Raw genomic sequence first — 13,444 nt, 5'->3', positions numbered from 1 at the left:
GGATGGGGCTGACGTTCGCGCCGAGCGCGACGGCCGTCCTCGCCGACATGGTGCCCGACGACCACGGGACGGCGAGCTCGGTGAACGCCACCCTGCGGGAGATCGGCGGGGCGCTCGGCGTCGCGACGCTGGTGGCCGTGTTCACCGCGTCCGACGGCACCCTGACGCCCGACGGCTACGCGGTCGGCCTGCAGCCCGCGGCGTACGTCGCCGCAGCGGTCACCGCGATCGGAGCGCTCGTCGTGCGTGCTCAGTCCTCGTCGTCCTCGTCGGATTTCTTGTACGGGTCCGCGTCGCCCGCGAACGTCGCGGCTGCCGCGAGAGCGGCCACCTCGGCGTCGCGTCGAGCTGCCTCGAGAAGCGCCGCGTCGAGCTGCGCGGACGTGTCCGGCAGCGCGTCGAGGTGGAAGTCGAGCGACGGGGTCAGCCGGATGCCGGTCTGCTTGCCGACCTCGGAGCGCAGGATGCCCTTGGCGCTCTCCAGTGCGGCGGCCGTGTCCGTGCGCGCGGCGTCGTCGCCGAGCACCGTGTAGAAGATGTCGGCGTGCTGGAGGTCACCCGTGACGCGCACGTCCGTGATGGTGACGAACCCCAGACGCGGGTCCTTGATGCGCGTGTCGAGCATCTGCGCGACGACCTGCTGGATGCGCTCGCTGAGCTTTCGGGCGCGGGCGGTGTCGGCCATGGGACCGCTCCTTGTCTAGTAGAGGAGGCCTGAGCCTGGACGAGCACAGGGCGGGCGAGATGCTCGCCCGCCCTGTGCCGCTGGCCTATGGCCTGGTGATCACCGGGGTCAGGCGCGAGGCTTCTCGCGCATCTCCCAGGTCTCGATGGTGTCGCCGATCTCGACGTCGTTGAACGAGCCGAGGCCGATACCGCACTCGAAGCCCTCGCGGACCTCGGTGGCGTCGTCCTTGAACCGCTTGAGCGACTCGATCGTCAGGTTGTCCCCGATGATCTTGCCGCCACGCGTGACGCGCGCCTTCGTGTTGCGTCGGATGAGGCCCGACCGGACGATCGAGCCGGCGATGTTGCCGAACTTCGAGGACCGGAAGACCTCGCGCACCTCGGCGGAACCGAGCTGCACCTCCTCGTACTCCGGCTTGAGCATGCCCTTGAGAGCAGCCTCGACGTCGTCGATCGCCTGGTAGATGACCGAGTAGAAGCGCACGTCGACGCCCTCGCGGTCCGCCAGCTCCTCGACGCGCTCCGCGTACTTGACGTTGAACCCGATGATGATCGCCGAGTCGACGGTCGCCAGGTTGACGTCGTTCTGCGTGATCGCGCCGACGCCGCGGTGGATGACCCGCAGCTCGACCTCTTCGCCCACGTCGATCTTGAGCAGTGCGTCCTCGAGCGCCTCGACGGCACCCGAGACATCGCCCTTGAGGACCAGGTTGAGGGTCTCGACCTTGCCCTGAGCCAGCGCCTGCGTGAAGTCCTCGAGGCTGACGCGCTTGCGACGCTTGGCCAGGAGGGCGGCACGCTCGGCCGCCTCGCGCTTCTCGCCGATCTGACGAGCGGTGCGGTCGTCCGGGGCCACGATGAACGTGTCGCCGGCGCGAGGCACCGAGGTCAGGCCGAGCACCTGGACGGGACGCGACGGTCCGGCCACCAGGACCGGCTCGCCGTGCTCGTCGAACATCGCTCGGACGCGGCCGTAGGCCGTACCGGCGACGATCGAGTCGCCGACCTCGAGGGTTCCCGACTGGACGAGCACCGTCGCGACGGCACCACGGCCCTTGTCGAGGTTCGCCTCGATGGCCACACCACGTGCGTCCTTGTCGGCGTTGGCTCGCAGGTCGAGCGCGGCGTCCGCCGTGAGGAGGACCGCCTCGAGCAGCTGGTCGATGCCCTGGTTCTGCTTCGCGGAGACGTTGACGAACATCGTGTCGCCGCCGTACTCCTCGGCCACCAGGTTGTACTCGGTGAGCTGCTGGCGGATCTTGTCGGGGTTGGCCCCCTCCTTGTCCACCTTGTTGACCGCGACCACGATCGGCACGCCGGCCGCCTGGGCGTGGTTGAGCGCCTCGATCGTCTGGGGCATCACGCCGTCGTCGGCCGCGACCACGAGGATCGCGATGTCGGTCACCTGCGCACCACGGGCACGCATGGCGGTGAACGCCTCGTGGCCCGGGGTGTCGATGAACGTGACCGCACGGTCGATGCCCTCGTGCGTGGTGTGCACCTGGTAGGCACCGATGTGCTGCGTGATCCCGCCGGCCTCGCCCGCGACGACGTCCGTCTGACGGATGGCGTCGAGGAGCTTGGTCTTTCCGTGGTCGACGTGACCCATGACGGTGACGACCGGCGGACGCGCCGTCAGGTCGTCGTCGCCCTCGGCCTCGAGCTCGGCGTCCAGGTCGATGTCGAAGGCCCCGAGCAGCTCGCGGTCCTCCTCCTCGGCCGACACCATCTCGATGATGTAGCCGAGCTCGACCGCGAGGGTGCCGAACGTGTCCTCGTCGAGCGACTGGGTCGCCGTGGCCATCTCACCGAGGTGGAACAGCACGGTGACCAGTGCGGCGGGGTTGGCGTCGATCTTGTCGGCGAAGTCGTTGAGCGACGAGCCGTGGCGCAGCCGGACGACGGTCTTGCCGTTGCCGCGGGGAACCTGCACGCCACCCAGCGAGGGGGCCTGCATCTGCTCGAACTCTTGACGCTTCGCACGCTTCGACTTGCGGCCACGGACGGGACGACCGCCCGCGCGACCGAAGGCACCCTGCGTGCTGCCACGCCCGGCACCACCGGGACGACCGCCGCCGCCACCGGGACGACCGGCGAAACCGCCGCCGCCACCGGGTGCACCGCCGGGAGCGCCACCAGGCGCACCACCGGGACGACCGGCGTAGCCACCACGGGCACCGCCAGGACCGCCGCCTGCGCGACCGCCACCAGGACCGGCCGGGCGCTCGCCCGGACGACCGACACCGCTGGCCGTACGGCCCGGCATCATGCCCGGGTTCGGGCGCGGACCACCGGGGCGGGGACCGCCGGGACGCGGGCCGCCGGGACGCTCGCCTGCCGAGGCAGCAGGAGCACCCTCGGCCGGAGCGGGACGACGGTCGCGGTCACCCGGACGCGGCATGCCCTGCGACGGCGCGAACGGGTTGTTGCCGGGACGCGGGCCGCCGGAACGGTTGGCGCCCGGACGCTCACCCTGGCGGGGCATGCCCTGCGAGGGTGCGAACGGGTTGTTGCCGGGACGCGCTGCAGGCGCAGGCGCCTGACGCGGACCGGGACGGACGGGAGCGCCGGTCGCAGCAGCGGCTGCGGCAGGTGCGGGGGCTGCTGCGGCCGGGGCCGGAGCCGCGGCGGGAGCCGGTCGCGCGGGAGCCGGCGCGGCGGGGGCAGCAGGAGCTGCCGCGGCCGGGCGCGGGGCCTCGACGACGGGCGCAGGAGCGGGTGCAGGTGCCGGCGCGGGACGCGGGGCTGCCCTGGGTGCTGCTGCGGCTGGCGCTGACGTTCCCGCACTGCCTGCGGGGTACTCGTCGCGCAGCTTGCGAACGACCGGGGGCTCGATGGTCGACGATGCCGACCGGACGAACTCTCCCATGGTGTTCAGCTTGGTCATGATGGTCTTGCTGTCGACCCCGAGCTCTTTGGCGAGCTCGTAGACGCGGACCTTGGCCACATCTCTCCTGTCTCGGTCCGCCCGGACAGGGTCGGACCGTCGTTAGTTCTGGGTACTCATCGCTGGGTACTCATCGGAGCGTTCTCATCGGGTAGCCATCGGCTTCCAGACCCGCTTCCCTCATCGACGATCGGCCTACGACACCGGGATCTGCCCGGCGCCTTCCATTCCCAGCTGCTCGATGTACCGACGCACGTCGCTCACGTCGGACATGCCCGCGTTGCGCAGTGCCCGCCCGAGTGCACGTCGGCGTTCGGCGGTCTCGAGACATCCAGGATCGGGGTGCAGCCACGCCCCCCTGCCCGGCATCGAACGACCCTCGTCCACGACCATCGCGGAGACTCCCGCGGCATCCGTGGCGACGACCACCCTCAGCAAGGCTGACCTCGGGCCGGTGGTTCGACACCCCACGCAGGTCCGGATCGGACCCATGCCAGAGAGCGCACTCACTGTCTGTGGGGTCCGCCGGCTCGACGGGAGGAGCCGGACATCCGGCCCAGCCGCAGCAAGTCTACCGCGCCGGGCCACTCCGCGTGTCACAGCGCGCGTCATCCGCCCGATCCGTGCTGCGCGTCACTCACCGGCGCTCGCGCCCTGCAGGTCCCCCGGCACCTCGGCGTCGGACCGGATGTCGATACGCCAGCCGGTGAGCTTGGCGGCGAGGCGGGCGTTCTGGCCCTCCTTGCCGATCGCGAGGGACAGCTGGTAGTCCGGCACGACGACACGTGCGGCGCGCGCCTCGGGGTCGACGACCGTCACGGAGAGCACCCGGGCGGGCGACAGCGCGTGGGCGATCATCTCGGCCGGGTCGTCCGCGTGGTCGACGATGTCGATCTTCTCGCCGTGCAGCTCGGCCATGACCGCACGGACGCGGCCACCCATCGGGCCGATGCAGGCACCCTTGGCGTTCACGCCCGGGACGGTCGTGCGGACAGCCATCTTGGTGCGGTGACCGGCCTCGCGCGCCATCGCCGTGATCTCGACCGTGCCGTCGGCGACCTCGGGAACCTCCAGCTCGAAGAGCTTGCGCACGAGGTTCGGGTGCGTGCGCGAGAGCGTGACCTGCGGCCCCCTCGGACCCCGCGCGACCTCGAGCACGTAGCCGCGGATGCGGTCGCCGTGGACGTACTCCTCGCCGGGCACCTGCTCGTGCGCGGGCAGGACGGCCTCGGTCCCACCGACGTCGATGAGCACCGTCCGCGGGTCGCGGCCCTGCTGGATGACTCCACCCAGGACCTCGCCCTCCTTGCCGCGGAACGCTCCGAGCACCTGGTCGTCCTCGGCGTCGCGCAGGCGCTGCACGATGACCTGGCGCGCCGTCGCGGTGGCGATCCGGCCGAACCCGTCCGGGGTGTGGTCGAACTCGGGCTCGTCGTGGTGCGTGTAGGCGGGCTCGCCGTCCTCCGACGGAGCCGCCTCCTCGCGCGCCCACACGGTGACGTGCCCGCTCTTGCGGTCCACCTCGACCCGGGCCCGGGTGTGTGCGCCGGGCGTCCGGTGGTAGGCGGACAGCAGTGCCTGCTCGATCGCGGAGACCAGGACGTCGAGGCTGATCTCACGCTCCCGCTCAAGCATCCGCAGCGTCTGCATGTCGATGTCCATCTCAGCTCTCCTGTCCGGCGTCGGCGTCGCTGCCGGCCTCGTCGTCGTCCACGGGCCCGACCCCTGTCAGGTCCACCTCGACGTGCGCGGCGCGCACCTCGGACAGGGGAACCTCGACAGGTTCCCCGATGACCGGCTTGCGGCCCTTGAGTCCCGGCGTCACGGGGACGACGACGATGGTGCCGTCGTCCGGCCCCGTCCTCTCGACGGCGGTCAGCCGTCCGGACAGCGTCCCGCCGTCGTGCCGGTGCACCACGATCGTGTGCCCCACGGCGCGGGTGAAGTGGCGGCGCTCGGTCAGCGGCCGCGACACACCGGGGCTCATCACCTCGAGGGTGTACTCCCCCGTGATCGCATCCGCAGCATCCAGCGCGTCCGAGACGGCGCGCGTCGCGTCGGCGACCCGGTCGAGGTCCAGGGAGCCCTCGTCGTCCTCGGGCACGTCGATCACGACCTCGACCACCGAACGACCTGCCGCACGACGTACGGTGACGTCCTCGAGGAGCAAACCCACGGACTCGACGGCCGGCTCGACGACGTGCCGGACCCGCTCGGCGTGTGCTGGGTGCGCTGGCGCGGCCATGTCAGTCTCCTGTCGGCTCCAGCGGGTCTGCCGAGGCAACGGATCGACCCTGTGATGTTGTGGGTCCAGCGTAACGAGTCCGGGCGTGCCCGACGGCCGCGCGCCCGGCACATGGCAGGATCACCGGCGATGAACCACCCGCCGAGCCCGCACCAGCACCCGGATGTCGCCGACCGAGTCCGTCGATTCGGTGTCGCGCTCGCCACAATTCTCGCCCTCGTCGTGCTGGCCGGCTGCGGTCTGCGCGCCGAGACGCCGCCCCCGGTGGAGCCCACGCCCGACGCGATCGAGCAGGTCCGGGCGCGCACGGCGGCCGACTCGGTCGCCCTCGCGGAGGCCGCCCGTGCCGTCGCTCTCACGCCCGCCGGGGCAGCAGAGCCGCTCGCGAGCGTCCTGGCGGACATCGCCTCCTTCTCGGACCAGCACGCCGAGCAGGCGGGCGGCGTCTACGACTCCGGCCTCGCGACGCCCACCGCGGCACCCACGACCCCACCGCCGGTCGTCGCCGACGCCGCGTCCCTGCTCACCGACCTCGGCGCGGCCACGACCACGTCGCTGACCGACGCCGACACCGTCGACGACGGAGCGCTGGCCCGGCTCGTCGCCTCGATCGCGACCTCACGGGCCGAGCTGACGACCCGCCTCGCGCAGGCGTCCGGCGTCCCGGCTCCCCCGGTCGGGCCGGCGCCGGGCGACGTCGCTCCCCCGGCGGACCCGTCGGCCACGGCTGAACCGGCGCCCAGCGCGAGCCCTGGAGCCGTCACCGACCTCGACGCCCTCGCGCTCGCCCACGACCAGGCGGGCTTCGGGTTCGAGGTCATCGCGGCCCGGCTCACGGGCGACCAGCGCGCGGCAGCGCGCGCCGCCGCCGCCGCCAACCGCGCCGAGGGCGACCGCTGGGCCCGCGCGTCCGGGAGCGAGGGCACCCCGCTCGACCCGCGCCGCGCCTCGTACGCGCTGCCGGTCGGTCTCGACGACCCGGCCGTCGTGGTCGCGCTGGGCCGCACCCTGCAGACCGCGGTCGCCGACGCCTACGCCAACGCGGTGGCCGGCGCGCCGGCGGGCCAGCGCCAGCAGCTCGTCGACGGCCTGCGCGCGGCGACGACGGCGGCCGCCGTCTGGGGCGCGACCCCGATCCCGTTCCCGGGTCTCCCCGAGCAGAGCCAGCAACCCGTCAGCTGAGCATCCCGCTGACGGGGCCACCCGCGCGGTCTACGACGCGAGCAGGGCCGCGACGAGCGACGCCACGTGCTCGACCGCCTGGTCGACCGGGACCTGCTCGGTCGCGCCACCCGTGCGCGGGCGGACCTCGACGACACCCTCGGCCAGCCCGCGGCCGACGACGACGACGAGCGGGACACCGAGCAGCTCGGCATCGGCGAACTTCACGCCGGGCGAGACTCGGCCCGGCCGGTCGTCGTACACGACCTCGATGCCGCGCGACGACAGCTCCGCGGCCAGTGCCTCGGCCGCCTCGAAGATCGCCGGGTCCTTGCCGGTCGCGACGACCGTGACGTGCGCGGGAGCGACGTGCGCGGGCCATGCGAGTCCCCGCTCGTCGTTGTTGGCCTCCGCGAGCGCAGCGAGCACCCGGGTGACGCCGACCCCGTACGAGCCCATGGTCACGACCTGGGACTTGCCGTTCTGGTCCAGCACCGTCAGGCCCAGCGCCTGCGCGTACTTGCGACCCAGCTGGAAGATGTGGCCGATCTCGATACCTCGGGCGAGCTCGAGCGGACCGGAGCCGTCGGGCGCCGGGTCGCCGGCGCGTACCTCGGCCGCCTCGACCGTGCCGTCCGCGGTGAAGTCACGACCCGCGACGAGGTCGAAGACGTGCCGGCCGGGCTCGTTCGCCCCGGTGATCCACCGCGTGCCGGCCACGACACGGGGGTCGAGCAGGAACCGCACCGCGGTCCGCTCGGCACCCTCGGCGACGGGCACGTTGGGTCCGAGCGCGCCAGGCCCGATGTAGCCCTTGACCAGCTCAGGGTGCGCGGTGAAGTCGGCCTCGCCCGCGGCCTCGACCTCGGCCGGCGCCACGCCCGCCTCCAGACGCTTCAGGTCGACGTCGCGGTCGCCGGGCAGCCCGACGACGAGCAGCTCGCGCTCGCCCGTCGGGTGCACGAGGGCGAGCACGACGTTCTTGAGCGTGTCGGCCGCCGTCCAGGCACGGTCCGGGCGCGGGAAGCGCTCGTTGGCGACGGCGACGAGCGTGTCGATCGTCGGTGTGTCCGGGGTGTCCTCGACGTGCGCCGCGGGGGCGTCGTCGAACGGCAGCGCGTCGGGGACGACGGTCGTGACGGCCTCGACGTTCGCGGCGTACCCGCCTGCTGACCGCACGAACGTGTCCTCCCCGATGAGCGTCGGGGTCAGGAACTCCTCGGAGCGGGAGCCCCCCATGGCACCCGAGGTTGCCGCGACGATCACGTACTCGAGTCCGAGGCGCTCGAAGATGCGCTGGTAGGCCGCGCGCTGCGCCTGGTACGACGCGTCGAGCCCTTCGTCGTCGATGTCGAACGAGTACGCGTCCTTCATGATGAACTCGCGCCCGCGGATCAGGCCGGCACGCGGCCGGGCCTCATCGCGGTACTTGGTCTGGATCTGGAACAGCGTGAGCGGCAGGTCCTTGTACGACGAGTACAGGTCCTTGACGAGGAGCGTGAACATCTCCTCGTGCGTGGGCGCCAGCAGGTAGTCCCCACCCTTGCGGTCCTTGAGCCGGAAGATGTTCGGGCCGTACTCGGTCCAGCGCCCGGTCGCCTCGTAGGGCTCGCGCGGCAGCAGCGCCGGGAAGTGCACCTCCTGCGCACCCGCGGCGACCATCTCCTCGCGGACGACCGCCTCCACCTTGGCCAGCACGCGCAGGCCGAGCGGGAGCCAGCTGTAGATGCCCGGGGCGGCGCGGCGGATGTAGCCGGCGCGCACAAGGAGCCGGTGGCTCGCGACCTCGGCGTCGGCGGGGTCCTCGCGCAGCGTGCGGAAGAAGAGCGTGGAGAGGCGCAGAAGCATGACCGCGAGCCTAGTTGCTCCGACGTGCGGTCCTGAGCGCATTCTCCGGACGCCGAACGCCGGGACGGGTCGATCTCGGGATGGGAGCATGACCCTGTGCCGGAGCTGCCCGAGGTCGAAGCGCTCGCGCAGTTCCTGCGCGGACGCACGGTCGACCACGTCGTGACGTCTGTCGAGATCGGCGCGATCAGCGCGCTCAAGACGTTCCGCCCGCCACCGGACGCGCTCAAGGGCGGGGTCGTCGTCGACGTGCAGCGGCACGGGAAGTGGCTGGACCTCATGGTCGCCACGACGACCGGCGAGCCCCTGCACCTGATCTGGCACCTGTCGCGCGCGGGCTGGGTGCGCTGGTCCGAGCAGCTGTCCGAACGACCGGTCCGGCCCGGCAAGTCCCCCATCGCCCTGCGCGTGCGGTTCGACGACGGCGCGGGCTTCGACCTGACCGAGGCGGGCACCCGCAAACGGCTCGCCGTCCACGTCGTCGAGGATCCGGCCGACGTGCCGCAGATCTCGACGCTCGGCGTCGAGCCTCTCTCGCCCGAGTTCACGCCGCAGCGCCTCACCGAGCTGCTCAAGGCGCGCAACCAGCAGCTCAAGGGCCTGCTGCGCGACCAGGGCACCATCGCGGGCATCGGCAACGCCTACTCGGACGAGATCCTGCTGGTCGCCCGGATGAGCCCGTTCGCCATGACGACGTCGCTCGACGCGGACCGGACCGCCACCCTCTACCGCGCGATCCAGGACGTGCTGACCGAGGCGGTCGACGCGGCGTCGGGCAAACCAGCGACGGAGCTCAAGGACGCGAAGCGTCAGGGCATGCGGGTGCACGGGCGTACGGGTCTGCCGTGCCCGGGCTGGGACGGCCAGCCGTGCGGAGACACGGTCCACGAGGTGTCGTTCGCCGACTCGGCGCTGCAGTACTGCCCGACGTGCCAGACCGGCGGCAAGCCGCTCGCGGACCGACGCATGTCCCGCCTGCTCCGATAGAGCAGGTCAGAAGAGCTGGACGAGCTAGAAGAGCACCGTCGCGTAGGTGCCGACCTGCCGGAAGCCGACCGCGCGGTACGTCGCGAGCGCTCGCGCGTTGAAGTTGTTGACGTACAGCGAGACCAGCGGGGCGACCTCGGCGCGGGCGGCCTGCACGACGGCAGCCATGCCCGTCTCGGAGAGCCGCTCGCCTCGGCGGTCGGGCGATACCCACACGCCCTGGACCTGCGCGACGCCACCGGCGACGGCCCCGAGCTCTGCCTTGAACACAACGTCCGGCCGGCTGCGTCCGGCCCTGTGGTCGACGCGTACGAACGAGCGGCCCTGGGCGATCAGGTTGCGCACCCGCGTCTCGTAGGGCCCACCGGGTCCGCTGACGGGTGAGTAGCCGACCTCCTCCGTGAACATCCGGACGCACGCCGGCAGGACGATGTCGAACTCCTCGGCATGCGACCGGCGGACCTTGGCGTCGGGCGACACGAGGGGCGCATGTTCGATCACCATCGACGGCTGGTTGTCGCGGACCTCGCGCGCGGCGGGCCAGAACTGCCGCAGCCGGCTCCACATGCCCAGCACCGCTTCCGCGGGTCCGACGATCGACGAGCAGCGACGGCCCTGCAGGCGGGCGAACCCGGCGAACGCGTCGAGCGCGAGAGAGGCCGTCCGGGGGTCGTCGACGGGGACGACGGGAACCATGTTCGCTCCTGCGAAGCAGAGGGCGACGAGCTCACCGTCCTGCTCGAATCCCCAGAGGCTGCCTCCTGCCGTGCGCAGACCGCGAGTGACGGCCTGCTCCAGCCGGGTGGTCGCGAGCACGGAGCCGACGGCGTCACGGGCGCAGACGGCGAGCGCGCTCTCGAGGTCGACATCCGACAGGACTCGACCTCCAGCCCGGTTGTCGAGCAGAGCAGCGCGGCGTTGCACCATGAGGCGATCTTGCACCACCACGGCCCGATTCACCCCATCTTGAGAGTGTCGATGTGATGAATTGCTGGTACCGGTGAAGGAATTCCCTCGGTCAGCCCACCGAGACCACGGGCGCACCGTTTCCGGACTCGACCGGGTCCATCGTCTCGGCGAGACGCATGGCCTCCTCGATCAGGGTCTCGACGATGAGCGCCTCGGGGACGGTCTTGATGACCTCGCCGCGCACGAAGATCTGCCCCTTGCCGTTGCCGGACGCGACGCCGAGGTCCGCCTCGCGCGCCTCGCCGGGGCCGTTCACGACGCAGCCCATGACGGCCACCCGCAGCGGGACGTCCATGCCCTCGAGCCCGGCCGTGACCCGCTCGGCCAGCGTGTAGACGTCCACCTGGGCCCGGCCGCAGGACGGGCAGGAGACGATCTCGAGCTTGCGGGGCCGCAGGTTGAGCGACTGCAGGATCTGGATGCCGACCTTGACCTCCTCGACCGGCGGCGCGGACAGGGACACGCGGATGGTGTCGCCGATGCCCTTGCTCAGCAGGGCGCCGAACGCGGTCGCAGACTTGATCGTGCCCTGGAACGCCGGGCCCGCCTCGGTCACGCCGAGGTGCAGAGGCCAGTCGCCGCGCTCGGACAGCAGCTCGTAGGCGCGCACCATGACCACCGGGTCGTTGTGCTTGACGGAGATCTTGAAGTCGCGGAAGCCGTGCTCCTCGAACAGCGACGCCTCCCAGACAGCCGACTCGACGAGCGCCTCGGGCGTGGCCTTGCCGTACTTCGCGAGCAGGCGCGGGTCGAGCGAGCCGGCGTTCACCCCGATCCGGATCGAGACGCCGGCGTCCGTCGCCGCTCGGGCGATCTCCTTGACCTGGTCGTCGAACTTGCGGATGTTGCCCGGGTTGACCCGGACGGCCGCGCAACCGGCGTCGATCGCGGCGAACACGTACTTCGGCTGGAAGTGGATGTCCGCGATCACCGGGATCTGCGACTTGTGCGCGATGGCGGGCAACGCGTCGGCGTCGTCCTGCGTGGGGACGGCTACCCGGACGATGTCGCAGCCCGCGGCGGTCAGCGCCGCGATCTGCTGCAGGGTGGCGTTGATGTCGGTGGTCTGGGTCGTGCACATCGACTGGACGCTCACCGGGGCGTCGCCGCCCACGAGCACCTTGCCGACGCGGATCTGACGGGTGGGACGCCGCGGTGCCAGCACAGGTGCGGGCGCCTCCGGCATACCGAGACTGATCGGGATGCTCACGCCGCCATCATCGCATCCGCGGCGCGACCAGGCCTGCCGCTACGCGTGGCGTGCACGACATCTCCTCAGATCTGCACCGGGTTGACGAGGTCCGCATACACGAGCAGCAGGCCGACGCCGCCGAGCAGGATGAACACGCTGTACGCGACCGGGACCAGCTTGGCGGTGTCGAACGGTCCCGGCCGGGGCAGGCCACGGAGCCTGGCCACCTGGCGCCGTCCGCCCTCCCACAACGCCGCCGCGACGTGCCCGCCGTCGAGCGGCGGCAGCGGGATCAGGTTGAACACGAACAGGGCGATGTTCAGGCTGGCCAGCATGATCAGGAGGCCCGCGAGCTTGAGGCCCCAGTCGATGTCGTTCTCCGACGCGATCTCGCCCGCGAACCGGCCGATGCCGACGACGCCGACGACGCTGGTGGTGTCCCGCGGCGTGTTGTTGACCGTCGAGGCCCAGAGGTCGCCGATCTTGGACGGGAACGTGCCGACCACCGACGCGGTCTGCGCCGTCATCGTCGCGACGCGTGCGGGCATCTGCCAGATCGCCTCGCGCTGCGGCTCCTGCTTCGGGCCGATGCCGATGTACCCGACCGAGATGGTCTTCGGTGTGCCGTCCGCGTTCAGGACGGCGTTGTCGTACTGGTCGTAGACGGGGCGGTCGGCGACGACGGGCGTGACCGACACCTCGACGGTCTCCCCGTTGCGCTCGACGGTCACGGGCACCGACTCGTCACCGGTCGCTCGGATCAGCGTGGTCAGCTGGTCCCACGAGTCGATCGCGGTTCCGTCGTACGAGACGACCGTGTCGCCCGGGAGCAGGCCGGCTGCAGCGCCGGGGGCCACCGGGTCGCTCGACATGCACTCGCGGTCGGCTGGCGCGTCCGTGGGGATCACGCAGGCGCTCACCGAGCTCACGGTCGTGGTGGGCCCGGGCACGCCGATCCCGACGAACACGATCGTCATGAGCACGAAGGCGATGAGGAGGTTCATGACCGGACCGCCGAGCATGACGACCAGCTTCTTGGGCGTCGACAGCCGGTAGAACGCACGGCCGTCCTCGCCGGGCAGGATCTCGTCGGCGCTCGCCTGCCGCGCGTCGCGCGCGAGCCGGCCCAGCCACGTCCGGGCGGGCGGGTTGCCGACGGCGTCGCCAGGCGGGTACATACCGACGAGGCGCACGTAGCCGCCCGCCGGGATCGCCTTGAACCCGTACTCGGTCTCACCCTTCGTGCGCGACCACAGCGTGGGCCCGAAGCCGATCATGTAGTGGCTCACCCGCACGCCGAAGCGCTTGGCGGGCACCATGTGCCCGACCTCGTGCAGCGCGATCGATCCGAGCAGCACGACGATGAAGATCAGCAAGCCGATCAGGTACTCCATCAAGACCCTCCGTCAGGACCGCGCTCCGTCGACGGGCGCGCACCATCCAGCGTGGACCCACGCCCCCGCTCGCA

General features: G+C 71.7%; 11 protein-coding genes. 2 read left to right on the top strand and 9 right to left on the bottom strand.

All coding sequences use genetic code 11. From position 1 onward, the window contains the following. Window positions 1-250: 250 nt before the first annotated feature. The 5 genes from rbfA to AC1DPN_RS16275 all read right to left on the bottom strand — a co-directional run bounded on the left by rbfA (window position 251) and on the right by AC1DPN_RS16275 (window position 5,819). Window positions 251-685, bottom strand: a complete 435-nt coding sequence (rbfA, locus tag AC1DPN_RS16295; protein WP_477085812.1) for a 30S ribosome-binding factor RbfA — start codon at window positions 683-685, stop codon at window positions 251-253. A gap of 108 nt (window positions 686-793) precedes the next feature. Next, complete coding sequence (gene infB / locus AC1DPN_RS16290; protein ID WP_477085811.1) at window positions 794-3,634, bottom strand: translation initiation factor IF-2; 2,841 nt, start codon at window positions 3,632-3,634, stop codon at window positions 794-796. Between the two features lie 135 nt (window positions 3,635-3,769). Continuing rightward, complete coding sequence (locus AC1DPN_RS16285) at window positions 3,770-4,066, bottom strand: YlxR family protein (protein WP_477085810.1); 297 nt, start codon at window positions 4,064-4,066, stop codon at window positions 3,770-3,772. Between the two features lie 141 nt (window positions 4,067-4,207). Next, window positions 4,208-5,236 (bottom strand): transcription termination factor NusA, encoded by a 1,029-nt coding sequence (nusA, locus tag AC1DPN_RS16280; protein WP_477085809.1) that lies wholly within the window; start codon window positions 5,234-5,236, stop codon window positions 4,208-4,210. A gap of 1 nt (window position 5,237) precedes the next feature. Beyond that, complete coding sequence (locus AC1DPN_RS16275) at window positions 5,238-5,819, bottom strand: ribosome maturation factor RimP (RefSeq protein ID WP_477085808.1); 582 nt, start codon at window positions 5,817-5,819, stop codon at window positions 5,238-5,240. Between the two features lie 129 nt (window positions 5,820-5,948). On the opposite strand from AC1DPN_RS16275, the gene AC1DPN_RS16270 reads away from it, so the two are divergent. Further along, the gene (locus tag AC1DPN_RS16270) at window positions 5,949-7,001 is read left to right on the top strand and encodes a DUF4439 domain-containing protein (RefSeq protein ID WP_477085807.1); all 1,053 of its coding nucleotides are present in this window, start codon (window positions 5,949-5,951) and stop codon (window positions 6,999-7,001) included. A 30-nt stretch (window positions 7,002-7,031) separates the two neighbouring features. Here AC1DPN_RS16270 and AC1DPN_RS16265 read toward each other — a convergent pair whose 3' ends face one another. Next, window positions 7,032-8,828, bottom strand: coding sequence for a proline--tRNA ligase (locus AC1DPN_RS16265; protein ID WP_477085806.1), 1,797 nt, complete (start codon window positions 8,826-8,828; stop codon window positions 7,032-7,034). Window positions 8,829-8,924: 96 nt separating this feature from the next. Here AC1DPN_RS16265 and AC1DPN_RS16260 point away from each other — a divergent pair, with 96 nt between their 5' ends. Beyond that, a complete protein-coding gene (locus AC1DPN_RS16260; protein ID WP_477085805.1) occupies window positions 8,925-9,815 on the top strand; it encodes an Fpg/Nei family DNA glycosylase in 891 nt (296 codons plus the stop codon). Window positions 9,816-9,839: 24 nt separating this feature from the next. On the opposite strand, the gene AC1DPN_RS16255 is transcribed toward AC1DPN_RS16260, so the two are convergent. The 3 genes from AC1DPN_RS16255 to AC1DPN_RS16245 form a co-directional block, all read right to left on the bottom strand. After that, entirely contained in the window at window positions 9,840-10,742 is a 903-nt protein-coding gene (locus AC1DPN_RS16255; protein ID WP_477085804.1) for a GNAT family N-acetyltransferase, read from the bottom strand. A 91-nt stretch (window positions 10,743-10,833) separates the two neighbouring features. Further along, on the bottom strand, window positions 10,834-11,994 hold the full coding sequence (gene ispG, locus AC1DPN_RS16250; RefSeq protein ID WP_477085803.1) for a flavodoxin-dependent (E)-4-hydroxy-3-methylbut-2-enyl-diphosphate synthase: 1,161 nt from the start codon (window positions 11,992-11,994) through the stop codon (window positions 10,834-10,836). A gap of 65 nt (window positions 11,995-12,059) precedes the next feature. After that, complete coding sequence (locus AC1DPN_RS16245; protein ID WP_477085802.1) at window positions 12,060-13,370, bottom strand: M50 family metallopeptidase; 1,311 nt, start codon at window positions 13,368-13,370, stop codon at window positions 12,060-12,062. Window positions 13,371-13,444: the final 74 nt, after the last annotated feature.

It is taken from the genome of Cellulomonas sp. P4_H4 (assembly GCF_056400865.1).
This window is presented reverse-complemented; position numbering and strand designations above follow the sequence as displayed.